The 19132-nt window shown below is 53.0% G+C and carries 14 protein-coding genes and 2 tRNA genes; 9 read left to right on the top strand and 7 right to left on the bottom strand.

Going from position 1 to position 19132, the window contains the following annotated elements; translation table 11 throughout:
* Nucleotide 1: 1 nt before the first annotated feature.
* From K1V27_RS01095 to tadA, 7 genes are all read right to left on the bottom strand, one after another.
* The gene (locus tag K1V27_RS01095; protein ID WP_258927675.1) at nt 2–550 is read right to left on the bottom strand and encodes a 2-oxoacid:acceptor oxidoreductase family protein; all 549 of its coding nucleotides are present in this window, start codon (nt 548–550) and stop codon (nt 2–4) included.
* Between the two features lie 176 nt (nt 551–726).
* On the bottom strand, nt 727–1335 hold the full coding sequence (gene recR, locus K1V27_RS01100) for a recombination mediator RecR (RefSeq protein ID WP_258927676.1): 609 nt from the start codon (nt 1333–1335) through the stop codon (nt 727–729).
* A gap of 33 nt (nt 1336–1368) precedes the next feature.
* Entirely contained in the window at nt 1369–1695 is a 327-nt protein-coding gene (locus tag K1V27_RS01105) for a YbaB/EbfC family nucleoid-associated protein (RefSeq protein WP_258927677.1), read from the bottom strand.
* Nucleotides 1696–1697: 2 nt separating this feature from the next.
* Nucleotides 1698–3533, bottom strand: coding sequence for a DNA polymerase III subunit gamma/tau (gene dnaX, locus K1V27_RS01110; RefSeq protein ID WP_258927678.1), 1836 nt, complete (start codon nt 3531–3533; stop codon nt 1698–1700).
* Nucleotides 3534–3649: 116 nt separating this feature from the next.
* Nucleotides 3650–3743: transfer RNA gene (locus K1V27_RS01115), tRNA-Ser, on the bottom strand.
* Nucleotides 3744–3795: 52 nt separating this feature from the next.
* Nucleotides 3796–3891: transfer RNA gene (locus K1V27_RS01120), tRNA-Ser, on the bottom strand.
* 14 nt (nt 3892–3905) lie between these two features.
* Nucleotides 3906–4391 carry a tRNA adenosine(34) deaminase TadA gene (tadA, locus tag K1V27_RS01125; protein WP_258927679.1) on the bottom strand — a complete coding sequence of 162 codons (486 nt, stop codon included), beginning with the start codon at nt 4389–4391 and terminating at the stop codon, nt 3906–3908.
* A gap of 885 nt (nt 4392–5276) precedes the next feature.
* Here tadA and K1V27_RS01130 point away from each other — a divergent pair.
* From K1V27_RS01130 to K1V27_RS01170, 9 genes are all read left to right on the top strand, one after another.
* A complete protein-coding gene (locus tag K1V27_RS01130; RefSeq protein ID WP_258927680.1) occupies nt 5277–5600 on the top strand; it encodes a winged helix-turn-helix domain-containing protein in 324 nt (107 codons plus the stop codon).
* Nucleotides 5601–5662: 62 nt separating this feature from the next.
* On the top strand, nt 5663–7105 hold the full coding sequence (locus tag K1V27_RS01135; RefSeq protein ID WP_258927681.1) for a transposase: 1443 nt from the start codon (nt 5663–5665) through the stop codon (nt 7103–7105).
* Nucleotides 7106–7339: 234 nt separating this feature from the next.
* Complete coding sequence (locus K1V27_RS01140) at nt 7340–8857, top strand: L,D-transpeptidase family protein (protein WP_258927682.1); 1518 nt, start codon at nt 7340–7342, stop codon at nt 8855–8857.
* 312 nt (nt 8858–9169) lie between these two features.
* The gene (locus K1V27_RS01145) at nt 9170–10816 is read left to right on the top strand and encodes a penicillin-insensitive murein endopeptidase (protein WP_258927683.1); all 1647 of its coding nucleotides are present in this window, start codon (nt 9170–9172) and stop codon (nt 10814–10816) included.
* A gap of 164 nt (nt 10817–10980) precedes the next feature.
* Nucleotides 10981–13065: an elongation factor G gene (gene fusA / locus K1V27_RS01150; RefSeq protein ID WP_258927684.1), complete on the top strand. Its 2085-nt coding sequence runs from the start codon at nt 10981–10983 to the stop codon at nt 13063–13065.
* 121 nt (nt 13066–13186) lie between these two features.
* Nucleotides 13187–13891, top strand: a complete 705-nt coding sequence (locus tag K1V27_RS01155; protein ID WP_258927685.1) for a DnaB helicase C-terminal domain-containing protein — start codon at nt 13187–13189, stop codon at nt 13889–13891.
* A 44-nt stretch (nt 13892–13935) separates the two neighbouring features.
* Entirely contained in the window at nt 13936–14649 is a 714-nt protein-coding gene (locus tag K1V27_RS01160) for a hypothetical protein (protein WP_258927686.1), read from the top strand.
* A 610-nt stretch (nt 14650–15259) separates the two neighbouring features.
* Entirely contained in the window at nt 15260–18634 is a 3375-nt protein-coding gene (locus tag K1V27_RS01165) for an FAD-dependent oxidoreductase (protein ID WP_353740506.1), read from the top strand.
* Nucleotides 18635–18702: 68 nt separating this feature from the next.
* Entirely contained in the window at nt 18703–19125 is a 423-nt protein-coding gene (locus K1V27_RS01170; protein ID WP_353740498.1) for a hydrogenase iron-sulfur subunit, read from the top strand.
* Nucleotides 19126–19132 lie beyond the last annotated feature (7 nt).

Consider the following 19132-nt stretch of genomic DNA (forward strand, 5'->3'; position numbering starts at 1 on the left):
TTCAACCCTCCACATTGGTTTCATCAAAAGCGCGCAAGCATGCCGCTAGATTCTTTTCGGCAATGGGGCCGAATCGGTTTTGAATGGGACTGCGCAGCGCGTCGATGGGCATGATGCCGGACGCCTTCAGTAATGCCCCCAACATGGTGGTGTTGGTGATGGGAAGTCGCATGGTCTCCAGGGCAATCTTGGTGGCATCCACGATGGCCAGCCTGGCCTTCAGACCTGTTTCGCGGCGCAACTCTTCGGCGCTCTTACTGGTGTTCAAAACCACCAGCCCCCCTTCCCGCAAACCCGCTTCAACATTGACTATCTCCAGCAACGACGGATCCAGCACCACAACAATGTTCGGCTCATAAATTTTCTCACGAGTGCGAATCTGCTGTTCACTCACCCGCACAAACGCCATGACCGGGGCGCCCCGTCGCTCAGGACCAAAACTGGGGAAGGCCTGGGCAAACTTACCTTCTTCGATGGCCGCCAAAGCCGTAAGCTCTGCAGAAGTCACAGCTCCCTGGCCTCCGCGTCCATGAAAGCGTATTTCAACCATAGCTAGTCTCCACATTGAACGATTTGAAATCAAAACTCACCTTAAGAAGGCCCAACTCCAGGCGGCTTGAGCACACTCACGGCGATCCTTCGAGCGAAGTGACCATTAGATATCTTGTAACTTATAGCAACATTGTGCAAAAAAGGTCAAGGTAATTGTGCCCTCCATCAACAATACTAGTCAAAGGCCAGGCGCCCCTTGAGGGCCCGCTCCAGAGTAATCCTGTCGATGTATTTGAGATCTCCACCCATGGGTATGCCATAAGCGATCCGTGAGATGCGCAATGCTCGATCTTTCAGAAGTTTGACCAGGTAGTGAGCCGTAGCCTCGCCTTCATTACTGGGATTGGTGGCAATGATCAGTTCGCGAATGTTTTCTTCATCGAGGCGCCTGAGCAGTTCCCGGATGCGAATATCATCCGGCCCGACGGCATCCAACGGAGCCAAAACCCCCTGCAACACATGATAGCGTCCCTTGAACGCCCCCGACTGTTCCAGCGCAAGTAGGTCGGCTGTGGTCTCAACCACACACAGTTCTCCCGTATCACGGTTTGGGTCGGCACAGATGGAACATATCTCTGCATCCGTGAAATGAAAGCAGCGGGTGCAGGCGTGAATCCGGCTCTTCATTTGCTGAATGGATCGAGCCAAAGCAAAGGTTTCCTCATCGGAGGCCCGCAACAAATGCATGGCAATCCTTGTGGCACTCTTTTCGCCCAAACCGGGCAGTTTGCTCAGTCTCCGAATCAGATCCAGCAGAATCGGGGGGTACCCATTTAAGTTCATTATTTCAGATGATTATCCTGTTTGCTCGATCCGCTAAAACAACCCTGGAATCTTCAGTCCCGGGATGTTCAATCCACCCGCAATCTTGCCCATTTCACTCGCCATCAATTCCTGTGATTGCCGCAGCCCATCATTGACGGCAGCGACGACCAGGTCTTGCAGCATGTCAATATCATTGGGGTCCACTACCTGAGGTTCGATTTTTATGCTGACGACCTCCTGACGCCCGTTGACGACAACCGTCACCATGCCACCCCCGGCACTGGATTCTACTGTCCTGGCAGCCAATTCCGCCTGCACTTTTGCCATCTTATCCTGCAACGCCTTGACCTGTTGCATCGGGTTGAAGCCTTTAACCATGATTATTTTTCTCCTTCTTTTAGGTTCTTTATGTCTATAAGCTCTCCACCCAGGATTTCCAAGGCCTGCTGCACCATGGGATGCTCCAAAACCAACAGTCTGGTGCTGGTTTTGGATCTCTTTGAACCACCCCGGCTCTTCTTGCCGGTCTGCAACTGAGACGACGAACGACCCTTGATGACCCAGCTAGGCTTTATACCCAAGAAAGAACCGGCCAATTGCGAAAGTTTATTTATGCTACGCGGATCTTTCAGAGCATCGGCATACACATCGAGAACCTCCAACTCTACTAAGCCCTCAGATGTCGCACTGATCCGGCTGCTGAAAAGCTTGGCCTGAAGTACCGGGTCATTGGCTTGCAGCCACTGGAGAAAACTGTCCCAGCGGGAGAGCGCCTCCTCTGTTAAAATGGGTTGCGCCGGAAACCGATCCATCATCGTCACAGTTGCAGCCGCGTCGGGAGGCGGTCCAGAATCAGGTAAATGTGCGTCTTCCGGCGGCAGAGCCTGTTCCGCATCATTGATCTGGGGCGGGGGTTCCCACACATGATTTTCCTGAGGTGCGTGAACCAGCTCACCGCATGCCCCGCCGGCAAGGCGCGTTTCCAGGCCGGCAAGTTTTTCCAGCAGCAATTCCAGCGACTCCAGCTGCGGCATTCTGGCCAAACGCACAAGAAGCATTTCCAGGGCGATTCTTGGCATTGAGGAGCGACGGATTTCCTCTTCACCCCTCAGCAGCATCTGAAAAAACAGGTACAGGGACTCAGCATTGGTCTTGTGGGCCTGTTCCTCCAGAAGCCTCAGTTCTTCTTGAGGCAAATCGACATTGCGGGAGGCATCAGCCTGACTGACTGTCCAAAACAATAAATTCCTGAAATGGTCACAGAGTTGTTGGCAAAAACGTCGGCTGTCGATACCACGCCGGTAAAGGTCACTGACTATCTGAAGGCAGCCGGAGACATCTCCTTCCAAGATTGCCCGCCCCGTACGGTGCACGCTCGTGCGGTCCACCACGCCAAGTACATCCAGGATTTCGTCATCTTTGAGGCCTTCCGCGCTAAAAGCCAGCAGCTGTTCCAGCAGGCTCTGCGCATCGCGCATGCTGCCGTCCGCTTCACGCGCAACGGCATACAGCACATTGTCTGAAATGTCGGTTTGCTCATGATGGGCTATGTTTTTAAGCTGTTTTACAATTTCACCGGTGGCAATACGTCGGAAGTCGAACCGCTGGCAACGACTCAAAATGGTGCTGAGTATCTTGTGCGGTTCGGTGGTGGCAAATATGAAAAGCACATGATCGGGTGGTTCCTCCAGAGTTTTGAGCAGAGCGTTGAAGGCCTCCGTTGTCAGCATGTGCACTTCATCAATGATATAGATTTTGTAGCGACTTTTGGCCGGCCGGTAGCGCACCGTCTCGCGCAGTTCGCGGATGCTGTCGATCCCTCGATTGGAAGCTCCGTCGATTTCTAACACATCGACCGAACTACCCTGAGTGATTTCCCGACAATTGGAGCAGTCATTACATGGTGGAGCATCGGTTGCTCCCTGACAATTTATGGATTTGGCCAGAATGCGGGCAACGGAGGTTTTGCCCACGCCGCGCGCACCAGTGAACAGGTAGGCGTGCGCCAACCGGTTGGAGCGAATAGCGTTTTGCAGGGTCTTGGTTACATGAGGCTGTCCTACCACCTCATCAAAGTTTTGCGGGCGCCACTTACGGGCTAACACCAGGTAAGACATAGTGGGACTGACAATCCGCAACTTCAGCCGGTAGTTGCACTGAGGTATGAAAAAGAGTGCTGCTGTTGGCCACGCGTAACTCTGTCTGGCACGCCCCATTCCCTCTCACGCGGCAAACCCGGCAACTTAAATCCTGAGCCTGCCAATGCTGTCAAGGACAACCGGTCCTAATCATTGAAAGGGTGCTTGTGAATGAGACAATAGGGCAAGAAGGGTGGCGGAGAGAGAGGGATTCGAACCCTCGGTACACCTTTTGGGCGTACACACGATTTCCAGTCGTGCTCCTTCAGCCAGCTCGGACATCTCTCCACAGGTAACTCTCTTAGGGTAACCGCCAACAAATTTCAAGCAGCTTTTAACATGGCGGAGAGGGTGGGATTCGAACCCACGTGCCCTGCTCTTCACAGGACAAGTCGATTTCGAGTCGACCCCGTTACGGCCACTTCGGTACCTCTCCTCACTTATTACGACTTATCGATTCCCTGCCCGCCGCTCGCGGAAAAATAGCCGCAACAATTCGGCACATTCTGCGCCACGGACTCCATCGATCACTTCAATATAATGGTTGAACCCCGGCACACTTGTCAAGTCTACGACGCTTTTTGCTGCACCGGACTTCATGTCCGCAGCACCAAAAACCAGCTTCTCAACTCGTGCCTGGAGCATAGCACCGAGGCACATGGCGCAAGGTTCCAACGTCGCGTACACGGTCGTACCAGGAAGCCGATAATTTTTCAAAGCCGTGGCTGCTTGACGCAAAGCCAAAATTTCAGCATGCGCCGTCGGATCATGCGTGCTGATTGGTGCATTGCAGGCCTTCCCCAACACTGTCCCGGCAGCATCTATAATGATTGCCCCGACTGGCACTTCCTTGTGCAAATAGCCCTTTCGGGCCTCCAGCAAGGCCAGTCCCATGAAGTAGTCATGATCCAGTTTTGACTTGTTTGCGCTGTTCATGCTGCTGCCCGCATCAATCCTAATCCCGCATTTTGACAGACGGCACCGCACACCGCGGCAGTGTCACAACAGGTTGTCCTACCGTACCGATTGTTGAGGCTACAGCCTCAAGCCAAACCTGGACGAGCTTTGCTGGGCAAAACTATCACTGTCATGCCGGGGTTCGCCGCAACGACCGAAGAACACCCGGACTCAATTCTCTGGCACGATCCCAGCCGAAAGGACAGTCCAAATAACATAAATGAGTTGCAGAGAAAACTGTTTTTATTTTCTTGGCTTAGAGATTCATGAATCTTATAATAAGCGAAGTAAGAAAGAAACCTAAAGGACGACGAGGAGCGACTGCGGTGGGTGATAACGAACAACAGATGCAATTTGTTCTGATTGGCGGCTTAAAGGTGTTCGCGCCGCAAAAGTGCATGACACAGCACTCCAAAAAGCACCCCTGCAACGACTGCCATTTTTGCCAGTTTTGCAGCGATTCCCGCTGCCAGGCGTGTCGAACCAAAGGAAAACACAACAAGCCATGCTCAGATGAAATTTCAGACGCGTCCCGTCGATCCTCCAGCAACCATGATTGTCACCTAGCGGAATGTTCAGACTAATCCATCTTACCCATCGCAAACTTCGGATCTCTGTTTTGCAATTGAGCAAATGCCAGCGGTGGTGCTTGACAGTTTTGATCTTGACAGTCAAAAGTTCTTCATAATACGTACTTGAATTGTCATGGCCAGGATAATTCTAAGTATACGCCATTACAGTATATTAATTTTGAATGCCAACCTTTTTGGCGGCAACATGGTACGTACATTTTTATTGACGTACCATCACTTCCATAATATCCTTCGGGGACGTAACCGTTCATCTTTTCCCTGGAGGTGCTTTATGAAACGCAACGACGAGCTATTTTTAACGTATGAAAAGGAAGTTGCAGAATTCAAGCTTGGACTGATTCGACGCTTGGCGAAGGCCTCTCCTCCCGCCGAAAAAATGCGTCGTGGACGTACGTCCAACTTCGATATGGCCGAAAAAGTACTGACGAACGCGGGCAAGCCTTTGCATGTCTCCGAAATCATTGCGGCCGTCGAAAAGGAATTTGGAGTGCAGTTGGATCGCGACTCCTTATCTTCAGCCATTGGCAAACAGATTCGAAAAGGCAAACGTTTCGTTCGGGTAGCTCCCAATACGTTTGGATTGCGACAGAGATAGCGGTACGTCACCGAAGCGGTGTTTCGCAAGTTCTGTCCGTTCAAATGTTGTAAGGGGGCCATATGATTGGACAGCTTAGTCTTTTGTTGATGGTGTTTCGTGAGGCTTTTCCCAGAGGCGCAACATTCGAGTGGTTCGTGGTGGCGATTTTCGGCTTTATCGTACGGCTCGACCACCACGGGGTATCGTCGAGTATTCGCTGGCTGCGCATCGTTCCCAACTCGTACGAAGCATTTCTGGCTTTCTTTCGATCCGACGCGCTGAAGCTCGACAAAATCTTTACCCACTGGCTGAGTTTGGTTTCGCGACACTGTGCAACGCGCACTCGCGCCGGCGCGTTTGTGCTGATCGGCGATGGCATCAAGGTAGCCAAAGAGGCCGAATGCATGCCCGGCGTCAAGAAACTGCACCAGGAGTCCGAAAATTCCAGCAAGGCGCCATGGATTCTTGGTCATCATTTTGGCGTGCTTGGAATGCTGGCGGCCAACCAGGAGAAGGCCTTCTGTATTCCGTTGATCGCGGAGCTTCATGAGGGCGCCGAAGCGCTCCGGCAACTCCAGCAAAAGGACGTTACGCCCATAGCCACTGAGAAGCTTACCGTCGTTACCTTGATGGCCAATCTTGCCAGGACTGTGGCGACGAAATTGAAAGAGCCATGCGTCGCGGTGTTGGATGCTTACTTTGCAGTTGGTCCGGCCTTTGAAATCGCAAAAACATTGCGGAGCAACAAGGGGCAACGATTGCTCCATATCATCACCCGCGCCAAGAACAACATCGTGGCCTGTGAGGAACAGCCGCAAACTTATAGCGGCCGAGGCCGTCCGCCAAAACACGGCAAGAGGATAAAGCTGAAAGCGCTTTTCTCTGCCCGCCCAGAGGAGTTCACGACCGTTAAGGTTTATACCTACGGTGAGACGAAGACCCTCGCAATCCTTTGCCTGGACCTTATATGGAAACCGATCAAAGACAAGCTGCGGTTTGTGCTGGTGAAAGACGGTACAGCGAGATTCATATTGATCTGCTCCGATCTGACGATGGCACCGCAAGAGATAGTCGAGCTTTACGCCAGCCGGTTCAAAATTGAGGTCACCTTCAAGATGGTCAAGCATATCATCGGGGGACTCTGGTATCATTTCTGGACCACGGCCTGGCGTGACCCTTTGGGCAAGTCACTTGCGGTGGAACAGTTGAAGGACATGGATGGCAGACGCAAAAAGCTGATCGCCAGCGCCATGAATGCGATTGAAGCGTTTGTGAACATTGCGCTGATCGCTACTGGACTGCTGCAGATAATTGCTCTGGAGCATGCCGCAAAGGTTCGTCATCTCCATCATTGGTGGATGCGTACCTATCCTCCTGATGTCCCTTCGGAGGAAATGGTCAAGACTGTCATCCAGCATGAATTCTACCATAATTTCCGCAAATTCAAGCATACAGCGATATATCGAATAATTCAGGCCAAGCGCCGTCACCAAACACCGGAGATAATGAAAATGGTGATTTGACCCGCTAAAAACTTTTGACTGTCAAGTTTGATCCTAGTTTTCTGTATTTCTGCGCTACCCGGACTATCCTTTGCCGCAGGACAAGCAACAGGCTCCCCGAACATCGACAAGTCTGGTTTATGCACGAACAATTCTCCCCTGTGGCACTATCATCTCTGGCATGAGTTGCATTCCGCCCCCATTGCTGCCCCAAAAAAAAGAGCCATTTTCTACTCGTACCAAGAACGCCGCTGGATGCCGTTGTTTTTTGATTCAGGCTTTTTTCTTTCGCATGACGCAACAGATCTCATCAAGAAACTGCAGCTCCTCCCGGATGATGGCATCGAACCGGCGCCCTATCATTTGCAGGAGCTCAAAGAAGCTGTGAAGGTTATTGAGAAGCTGCGTGCTCGCATCGAATGCTCCAGCCCTCACCGCCATGCCTGGCTCCAAGGAACCCACACCTTAGCGAATGGCTCAGCTGAGCAGTCTGGCCACCAATGCTCACCATTCCTTGCACCCACATTTGAGGAGCCCAAATTTGCACCTGCAATAGATCTTCAGGCGGAAGTCCGCGAGATTTTCAGCGTCGCCAGCAGGCTCGACATAAAACTGCTGGAATGCCTCATCCGCTATGCCAAAGAAATGAACCCGTTTTCGGGGACGGAAGTAGCGAAAGCGCTGTCCGGGAATATCACCGTCACCGAGCTGATCGAGCGCGTTGAGCCCGCATCACACAGCTATGCTGCCCTGCGCAAGGCTTTGAAAAAGTATCAACAGCTCTGTGCAGAACGCGGACCGAAGTCCATGCACTCAGCCAAATTGCAGATGGGATCACACGGATCCGACGTGAAAAGGCTCCAGCAACGTCTGTCTGAAGAAGCATTTTATACCGGTCAACCCAGCAGTATCTTTGATAAATCGACCAGGGAAGCGGTTCAAAGTTTTCAACGTTCCCACCAACTCAACCCGGATGGAGTCGTGGGGACGCAAACATTGGACAGACTCAACGAACCCTATGTGAAAAAACTCGAAATGGTCCAGTACAGTTTGCGGGCTCTTCGACACAGCCAGACTCGTCGTTATGAGCGATTTATCAGAATCAATATCCCCGAATTTGTTCTGGAATATCATACTGATGGGGAAACGAAGGAGACCTATCGCATCATTGTCGGCAAGGCGGTCGATGCGCAAGCCACACTGCGAGGAAAGAGTAGCCGGATCAATCAGACGCCAACTTTGGTGAGCGCCGTCAAGCAAGTGATACTGAATCCAAGGTGGTATGTTCCGGATAGGATCCGCATGGAACTGAACGACAACCTGAAGTCCGATCCAAACTACCTGGTCCGAAACGGCTATGTAGCGATGTCCAAATCGTACCCGTGGGGAGCACCCCGCCTTTTCCAACGTCCCGGGCCGAAAAACCCCCTGGGGCAGGTCAAGTTTGAATTTCCCAATCGCTACGGAGTGTATCTGCACGATACTCCCCAAAGACATCTTTTCGGATTGGCGCGGCGGGATTTTTCACACGGCTGCATCCGCGTGGACCGTGCTCTGGATTTTGCGCAATTGCTCCTGGTTGATGACGAAAACCCTGAATCGGCCGGAATAGAAGAATATCTTAAGAAAAATCGACAGTTTTTTATCACACTCAGGCACCCGGTTCCCCTCATCATTGAATACATCCCGGTATCCGCAAACGAGGAGGAAAAGCCTGTATTTTTAGGCGATCCTTATGGATTGCTGGCAGGCAATCGGGCAAATCGATCCTGAAGTGTGCCGGCAAAACCCGAAATTGGCCCACTCAGAAAAAAACCACGCCGTCAACAATCCTCTTTGGCTGTCCATTTGCTCCCGCTGGGGAAATCTCTCATTTGACCTGATAATTTCTTAAATTCACTTTACATTGAATAATATCAATGGAATCCAAATAGTTGTGGGATTCCTCCAGCTCAGGTTACACTATCCTGTGAAAAAAGGGTTTGACACCATGTGCTTTTTTTATTACCAGAAATCTATTCTGGGGGTTGCCCCGCATAGATTTGGAGGAGTCAAGGAGGTTACGAACACAAACAGGAGGGCTTGATGGAGAGGTTCTACTCCAGCCTTAAGCTTAGAGGAACCTGGGTCTGCTTACTTGTTTTACTTACCCCTTTAGCCTTAATCAACATCGCATATGCTCTCACCGCATCAATCGGTCGACCCTATCAGGGAAGGCTGAAAAACGGCATACCTTTTCCACGTGACTTTCGCGGCTATACCCTGCGGGATGCCGAATATACCTACACTACGCCCGAAGTGATTGGGGTCCTTCTGGATTCCGTTGAAGGGGTGCGCCAACAGTTCCCTGATTCCTGTGATCTTTACACGGGTGATTTCTCGCTGCCCGAGGGCGGGAACATGCGCAGCCATCGCTCGCATCAAAATGGTCGTGATGTCGATCTGGGCATGTACGCCAGGGGCAACCGTTACTTAAACCGATTTGTCCCCATGAACGAGGCCAACCTGGATGTGCCCAAGACGTGGCAACTGGTTGAGAATCTTCTGCAATCCCAAAAAATACAATACATTTTTGTGGACAAGAAAATTCAGAGGCTCCTTTACGACTATGCTTTGAGCAGAGGCAAGAACGGCGCGTATCTGGATAAGCTGTTCGGAAACGGCAGAGGCTCAACGATTCGGCATCTGCGCGGGCATCAGGATCACATGCATGTGCGGTTTTTCACTCCCTGGTCGACCATGGCAGGCCAGCTCAAGGAACCGAACGGGCAGAAGAAGCAAGTCATCGAAATGGCTCAACAGGCGTTTCTGCCCAAGAAGGTTCATTATTACGTGAAAGGCAACGACTCAAGTTTGAGAGCCCTGGCTCAGAGCTTTGGGGTTTCGCCTAAGGATCTGTGCCGATGGAATCATCTGCGTGGAAATGACGTGCTCACTCCTGGCAGCTGTCTGGTTTTTTATAAGAGGGGTTTTGAAGTAGAACCCGTGCATCTGGCGCAGACGATGCAACCGAATCTGGCACTGGAGAGTGTTCCCATCCAGCTGGCCTCACTCTCCCCCACCAGTCTGCGCGATCTTTCTCCCAAACCGGTCCGCAAAGCTCGCAACAAAACCAAGTCCTTTCGAACTGTTACCTACAAGGTGAAAAAAGGGGACACACTGGGAAAAATTGCCAAGATAAACGGGATTTCGCTGGATGATCTGTGCCGGCTGAACGGAATTAAGAAGAAGTCTACCATTAAATACGGGCAGACTCTCAAAGTAGGCAAGCGGGAAGTGATTGCACCAAGTTCTGAAAATCTTTCAGTAGCATCGAAAAGTAGCGACAAGAAGACCAGAATTGAAAAATCCTCCAGGCATTCTACCTACAAAGTCAGATCCGGCGATACCCTTTGGCAAATAGCCACGCGCAATGGAATGGATGTTGCCACCTTGTGCCAACTCAACGGCTTTAAGAAAAACCAAGCAATTCGTCCCGGTCAGGAATTGAAGATAGTTGCCTCCGGTCGATCCAAACAGCCCGAAACCACGAGACAGTCACTCTCATCGTCTTCCCCGAAGAAATCAGCGGTTGGCAAGAAGGCGTTCAAGAAAACCCACACCATCAAATCGGGTGAAAGCCTGTGGGCTATTGCACAAAAATATGGGACAGACACTCAAACGATCTGCAAGCTCAACGGATTTTCCGCCAAAGCCAGCATTCAACCGGGTATGAAAATTAAGTTGCCATAGGAGGCGGAAGGCTTTTTCGCCCTTCCCTTTCGCTTTGATCTTTGTTACATACTTTTGCTTGTTCAACGGGCACACTTTCTGTGCCCGTTTTTCTTTTTGGTAGACAAGTACGCCGATTTTACAAAATAAAACGAGGGTAAGAGACGGATAATAAAAGGAAAACCATGCAAAACGACCTGGAAAAATTAAGAAATATCGGTATCAGTGCGCACATCGACTCGGGCAAAACGACGCTTACCGAACGGATGCTTTATTATACTCATCGCATCCATGCCATTCATGACGTGAAAGGCAAAGACGGGGTCGGCGCAACCATGGATTTCATGGATCTCGAAAAGGAACGGGGCATCACCATTCAGTCTGCCGCTACTTATTGCAACTGGAAAGACTATTCGATCAATATCATCGACACACCGGGCCACGTTGACTTTACCATTGAAGTGGAACGAGCTCTTCGTGTTCTGGACGGCGCAATCTTAGTGCTTTGTGCGGTCGGAGGCGTGCAGTCTCAATCGGTCACGGTAGATCGTCAGATGGTCCGCTATCAGGTACCCAGGATCGCCTTCATCAATAAGTGTGACCGGACAGGCGCCGATCCCTTCCGCGTGGTTCGCCAACTCCGTGAAAAACTGAACCACAACGCCGTCTTCCTCCAGATCCCTCTGGGTATGGAATCTGATCACCAGGGTGTTATCGACCTGATCAGGATGAAAGCCATCTCTTTTACAGGTGAGCACGGAGAACTCATCGTTGAAAGCGAAATTCCCGCGCAACACCTTGACTTGGCACAGAGCCAACGGGAAGAACTGCTCGATGCAGTGTCACTCTTCTCCGATGAACTTACGGAAGCGATTCTGGAGGAACAAGTCACGGAAGAACTGGTGCATCAAGCCATTCGCCGCGGAACCTTGTCCCTGCAGCTCACACCGGTCCTGCTCGGCTCAGCCTACAAAAACAAGGGGGTCCAGGCACTGCTTGATGCCGTCGCAAATTACCTTCCCAGTCCCCTCGACGTATCGACAACGGCACTGGATTTGGAGCAGGAAGAAACTCAAGTGACGTTGAAGAATGCCACGGATCTCCCGTTGGTGATGCTGGCCTTCAAGTTGGAAGTGAGCCGTTACGGGCAGCTCACCTACGTGCGAATCTATCAGGGCACCTTGCAGAAGGGCGCCAGCATAGTCAACGTACGTTCCGGCAAGAAATCCAAAGTGGGGCGAATCATTCGCATGCATGCGGACCAAATGGAAGATATTGAGAGCGCTCACGTCGGAAACATCGTCGCACTGTTCGGTATTGACTGTGCTTCCGGAGACACGTTTACCGACGGCCGGGTGAATTACGCCATGTCTTCCATGCACGTTCCTGAACCGGTTATTTCGCTTGCCATCAAACCCAAGGACAACAAAGCTGAAATGCATATGAGCAAGGCGCTTGCCCGTTTTACCAAGGAAGATCCTACTTTCAGAACCTATCTCGACGAAGAAACCAATGAGACCATCATTTGCGGCATGGGCGAACTGCATTTGGATGTCTATGTGGAACGTATGCGCCGCGAATACCAGGCGGAGGTGACAACGGGCATGCCCAAAGTTGCCTATCGTGAAACGATCACGCGTCCTGCCGATTTTAACTACACTCATAAAAAACAAACCGGTGGTTCGGGGCAGTTTGGGCGCGTAGCCGGCTTTTTGGAACCTAACCCGGGCAATGATTATGAGTTTGTCAACCAGATTACGGGCGGTGCCATCCCTTCGGAATTCATTCCCTCCTGTGATAAGGGTTTTCAGGCATGTCTCAAAAAGGGATCTTTGGCGGGCTTTCCCATTGTAGGAGTCAAGGCCACCATCAATGACGGTGCCGCCCACTCCGTTGACTCTTCCGATCTGGCCTTTCAGCAGGCAGCAATTGGAGCCTTTCGCGAAGCCTACAGCAAGGCGCAGCCGGTATTGCTGGAACCCGTCATGCGGGTAGTGGTGGAAGCGCCTTCGGAATTTCAAGGGATGGTTCTCGGAACCCTGAACCAGCGGCGCGGCATCATTGTCAGTACTTCTGAAGACGGCTCCTTCACGAGCGTGGAATCGGAGGTGCCCCTGGCGGAAATGTTCGGCTACTCCACCGTCCTGCGTTCCGCAACCCAGGGAAAAGCCGAGTTCACAATGGAGTTCGCGCGCTACAATACGGTGCCCAAAAACATTGCCGAGCAGGTCATCAAGGAACAGAAAGAAAAGGAAAATCAGAAATCTTGAGAAGATTGCATGGCGCTTTATGTGATTGACAAATTTTGTCCCCTTCGTGCCTAATGTTGTCCTTCCATACAATACATGCAACGTGCGCTTCTAATAATACATGAGCATCGGGAGGTTATTCATGGATACTGAACAGTCAACAAATCTGAAAGCTATGGAGCTGATTCAAAAGGCTCTCGGGAATACCATCGCAGGAGGAGATCTGGGAGTACTGTTGGCAAGAGCCGGTGTCGGCAAGACCGCATGTTTGACTCACATTGCTCTGGAGCATCTGCTGCGCGGTTTTCCAGTGCTCCATGTCTGCCTGAACGAGGTTCCCGACAAGATTAAAGTCTGGTATGCTGAATTTCTGAAAAATATTGCCGCGTCTCAACCGGAGGTTGACCTTCAGAAACTGCAACACGGCATCGAACCACTGCGCTTCATCCTGGCTTATTTGCATCAGACGTTTACCCTGGAAAAATTGCAGCAGAGCCTGCTTAACTTGAAGGAACAAGCCAAGTTTAAACCTTCCATGGTAGTTCTGGATGGAATGAATTTTGATCAGGTAACACGCGGCACAATTGAAGCACTCAAGAGTTTTGCAGTCAGAAATGAAGTGCCCATTTGGATGTCGGCTTTGACCCATCGACACATTACCACCGTAAATGAACGGGGCATCCCCTATCCCTGCCATGAAACGGATGATCTTTTTGCGGCGATCCTTTTGCTTGAACCAGTGACCGATGCAATTCAAATCAAGGTGTTGAAGCATGCGGATAATTTTCAACCCGAATATCCTGCGCTCTTTCTGAATCCACAAACGTATATGCTGCAACTGGGATGAGAACCATGAACCAAACAGGAAACATCAGTTGACAAGGAATTCCCATGGAAGATGACTTAATTGCCAGTTTAACCAGACAGGTCAAAGAAGAAGTCGTTGAAAATTATCTGACCGAAAGACGGCTTCTCGAGCTGCAAGTAGAGGATCTCCTGGAGCAGGCCAACCAGACCAGACTCCAAGCAGCGCGGACCGGCAGACGCCTGACCCGATTGGCCTACCTGGTAATTAAATCGGATATGCAGGCGGAGCTTCTTCATTTGATGAAAATTCCCGAGAATTCCTTCTGGAGCTCCTGTATCACCCAGCAGTTTACCCGCGGCGTGCGTTTCATCCGCGTTCGAGGTTTCACGGACAAGGCCAAATTCAGAAAGCTGTTTGTTGAATCCTATGTTAGATTCTACCAGCGGATGGTCGAATACCAAAAGGCCTACAACAATCTGAAGGCGGAATGCCAGGCAGTGAACTCCAATATCAAACGATTTCGAAATAACTTTGATCTCCTCACCATTATTAATTTTCTCAAGAGCTTGGATACCGTGACCCTGGAGAGGAAAATTTTCCTGGGGGAAAACTTCACTGCAGCGGAATTGGCTTCCATCGATCAGAAACTGCAAATAAACCTGATCTCTTTCGAACTGTTCGATGTGCCTCCACCTTTGACCCTGCCGAAACCCGAGCGCATGGAAGAACCACTGAGCGATCTTGCTGTGAGAGTCTACCGTAAATTTCAAACCGATATAAAGCGAATCATGTGCTGAGTTGCCCCTCCAAGACCCCTCATTACCCAACTTTTGAGCCCCCATGACAAACCCTGTACGGCTCTGGTTGGAAGGGTATCAATCGCACCTTTCTTTGTCTTTACGCTTTTCTCACGACAATCCATCTCCCCCCTCTCGCCGCCTTGCCATACGAGCTAAAATCATTATCAGCCGAGCGTGCGCGGGGCGTTAGGGACCACCTCCGGTGTTCCTTGCAGCAGTACTTCTTGAAAAACGAGAGATTTTCTTATAAACTAAGCTTGCACTCATTTGAATAATTACTCTTATTTTTAAGTGAACATACCAATGTCGTTTATGTTTCTTTTTCATATTTCGTTTTAACGTACTTCTTGATTTCCAAGGGCGATCGGAGAACAATCACTTTTTATTGAGCTGTTGCATATTGCCTTGGCCTGATAGCATTCAGAGATGCTCCTTAATCTGTTGCGGCTCAAAGTTTCCATCTCTTGCTCCCAGAATGTGTGCTCAGGATCTGCAACCATTTTCCGACGTTAAAGGCAGTTTCACCTGCGGTCAATTGCAACCGTCTGACGCAACCTGACAACAAAAACATGAGAGATTTTCCGACAACAGTTGAAGAGGTTGGATGATGCCTGCGAGAATCGGCTTTTACATTTGCCATTGTGGCACGAACATAGCGGGGAAGGTGCGCACGGAGGAAGTAGCGGAGTTTGCGCGGGGCTTGTACGGAGTGGTGGTGGCGCGTGACTACAAGTTCATGTGCTCGGACCCAGGTCAGGAGATGATTCAAAAGGACATCCGGGATCTGAGTTTGAACCGGGTGGTGGTGGCGTCGTGTTCGCCGCGGCTGCACGAAAAGACGTTTCAGTCGGCGTGTCAGCGGGCGGGTTTGAACCCGTATTATTTTCAGATGGCGTGTGTGCGGGAGCACTGCTCGTGGGTGACAGAAGACGCAACCGAAGCGACGGAGAAGGCGAAGGGGCTGGCGGCCGCGGCGATCAACCGGGTGAACTACCACCAGAGGCTGGCGAGCAGGCAGGTGCAGGTACACCCGGATGTCCTGGTGGTGGGAGCGGGGATAGCAGGCATCCAGGCGTCTTTGGACATCGCCCGGGCGGGCCATAAGGTCTATTTGGTGGAGAAGGACCCGTCCATCGGTGGGCACATGGTGCAGTTTGACAAGACCTTTCCGACTCTGGACTGCGCGGCCTGCATCTCGACTCCAAAAACGGTTGCGGTGAGCCAGAGCCCGGAGATCGAGCTGCTAAGCTACAGCGAAGTGACGGAGCTGCAGGGGTATGTGGGGAACTTCAGGGCAAAGATCAAGCGCAAGGCGCGCTTTGTTTTGGAGGAAAACTGTACGGGCTGCGGGCAGTGCGCGGAAGTCTGCCCGGTTTCGGTAACCAACGAGTTTGACGAGCGGTTATCGGAGCGCAAGGCGATCTACCGGTTTTTCCCGCAGGCGGTTCCCATCACCTTTTGCATCGACAAAAAGGACCGGGCGCCGTGCAGCATCACCTGCCCGGCGGGCTTGAACGTACAGGGCTACGTGCAGCTGATCGGTCAGGGGAAGTACCGCGAGGCAGTGCAGTTGATCCTTGAGCGGGTGCCGCTGCCGGGGGTGCTGGGGCGGGTGTGCCCGCACCCGTGCGAGTACCAGTGCCGCCGGCTGGAAGTGGACGAGGCGCTGGCCATAAGGGATTTGAAGCGTTATGCGGCGGACCGGGTGGATTTTTCCGCACTTCCCATACCGCGGATCGAGGAGCGGGAGGCGAAGGTGGCGGTGATCGGATCGGGGCCGGCGGGCCTTACAGCGGCATATGATCTGCGGCTGCAGGGATACCGGGTGACTATTTTTGAAGCGCTTGAGGTTCTGGGCGGCATGCTGCGGGTGGGGATACCGGACTATCGGCTGCCGCCGCAGGTGTTGGATGCGGAAATCAACCATATCCTGAACCATGGGATTGAGGTTCGAAGCGGTCAGAGGCTGGGTTCGGATTTCACCCTGGAGGATTTGCGAAATGAGGGATTTCAGGCGATCCTGGTGTGCATCGGGGCGCACCGCAGCCTCAAGTTGAACATTGCCGGGGAAGAGGACTACGCAGGGGTGCTGGATGCGGTGCATTTCCTGCGCGAAGTCAATCTGGGGGAGAGGCGGCGTCCCGGCGAGCGGGTGGCCATTGTGGGGGGTGGCAATGTGGCCGTGGATGCGGCGCGAACCGCTCTGCGGCTGGGCTGCAGTGAGGTTTCAGTGGTCTACCGGCGGAGTCGAAGCGAGATGCCCGCCTATCCGGAGGAAATCGAGGAGGCACTGCGTGAAGGGGTTGAGATCCACTACCTCACGGCACCTGCTGCGATTCACGGGGAAAACGGCAGGGTGGCGGGGCTCGAATGTCTCAAAACAGAGCTGGGACCGGCCGATGAGAGCGGCAGGAGGCGGCCCACCCCGATTGCCGGCTCGGAGTTTGTGATCGCTTGCGATGCGGTCATTTCCGCCATCGGGCAGGAACCGGAAGCGGACTGCATGGCGCAAAGCGGAGTCGAGATCAGCCGCAGAAACCGGCTTCTGGTGCAAAGCGGGAGCATGCAGACTGCACAGACCGATGTGTTTTCGGCAGGGGACAGCGTGACCGGCCCGGCCACGGTAATCGACGCCATTGCCGGCGGCCACCGGGCGGCAGAGGCCATCGACCGTTATCTGAGGGGAGAAGACCTGGAGGCTTTTGCAGCAGGCCTTGGCGGAGAACGTGCGGGGAAGGACTGGGCGCCGATCCCACACCACCTTGCAAGGACGCCCCGGGCACGGCTACAGTACCGGGAAGCGGTCGGGAGCGCCAAGACGTTTGAGGAAGTGTCCCTTGGCCTGAACGATGCAGAGGCGCAGCGGGAGGCCGGGCGCTGCCTCAATTGCGGGGTGTGCTCGGAGTGCATGGAATGCGTGCGGGCCTGTGAGCGAAACGCCATCTCGCACAGCATGCAGGATCAGGAGATGGAGGTGGAGGTGGGCACGGTGGTGCTTGCCACCGGCTTCGACATCCTCGACCCCTCTCCCTTGAAGCAATACGGCTACGGACGTTATGCGGAAGTGTATACGGGCCTCGAGTTCGAGCGGTTGAACAATGCCGTCGGTCCGACCGGCGGCCGCATCGAGATGAAAAACGGGGAAAAACCGGCAAGCGTTGCCATCATCCACTGTGTGGGCAGCCGCGATGTACATCACCATGAGTACTGCTCGCGGGTGTGCTGCATGTACGCCTTGAAGTACGGCCACTTGATCAAGGAGAAGGTGGGTCACGAGACACGCATCTACAACTTTTACATCGATATGCGCTGCTTTGGCAAAGGCTATGAGGAATTCTACCGCAGGCTGCAGGAGGAAGGCATCACCTTCATCCGCGGCCGACCGGCGGAGATCACCGACCGGGCGGTCACGGAAAACGAACGGGACAAGCTGATTGTTGTGGGAGAGGACACTCTCCTCGGCAAACGCCTGCGCATCCCGGTGGATATGGTGATCCTTTGCACCGCCATGCAGGCGCGGGAGAACGCGGCGGACGTGGCCCGGGTGTTCGGCGTGAACCAGGGGGGAGACGGCTTTTTTCTGGAAGAGCACCCGAAGCTTGGGCCCATGTCGACCGCCACCGACGGAATTTTTCTTGCAGGCACCTGTCAGGGGCCCAAGGACATTCCGGATGCCGTGTCGCACGCCGCAGGCGCGGCGGCCCAGGCACTGGCCCTGGCCACGCGCGGAAAAGTCGAGATCTCCTCGACGGTATCCTGGATCGACCCGGATGTGTGTGCGGGATGCCGCACCTGCATCGGGCTGTGCGCCTATTCGGCCATCGAGTTCGATGCCCGAAGAGGGGTGTCGGTGGTGAACGACGCTCTGTGCAAGGGATGCGGCAGCTGCGCCGGATTTTGCCCGAGCGGCGCGGCCCAGGTGAAGCACTTCACGGCCAAACAGGTGTTTGCCGAGATCGATGCGCTGCTCGAAGCGCTGTGACCTATAGAGAATCCCTGCGGCGCGCTGCGCGGTCTGCGCGGTGAGTGCCCGGGAAAATGGAGGAAGACGTGGGGGAATTTGAGCCGACCATCATCGCCTTTGTCTGCAACTGGTGCACCTACACGGCGGCGGATTTAGCCGGCACATCGCGCTTGATCCAGCCACCCAACGTGCGCATGATCCGCATGATGTGCACCGGCATGGTGGACCCGAAGTATGTGATCAAGGCGCTCCTCGAGGGAGCGGACGCGGTGCTGGTGAGCGGCTGCCACCCGGGGGACTGCCATTACATCAACGGCAACCTCAAGGCGCGCCGCCGCATCAAGCTGTTAAAAGAGATCCTGCCAAAGTTCGGCTTCGATGAAAGGCGGCTCAAGATGACCTGGATCGGGGCCAGCGAAGGGATTGATTTTGCCGAGACGATACGCGAACTGGTGGCTGAAGTGAAGGCTCTGGGTCCCAACCAGGCGCGCCGGCAGATGGTGATCTAGGGGATTC

The sequence above is a fragment of the Desulfoferrobacter suflitae genome, assembly GCF_022603395.1.
GTDB classification, from domain to species: Bacteria; Desulfobacterota; Syntrophobacteria; order Syntrophobacterales; family Syntrophobacteraceae; genus Desulfoferrobacter; species Desulfoferrobacter suflitae.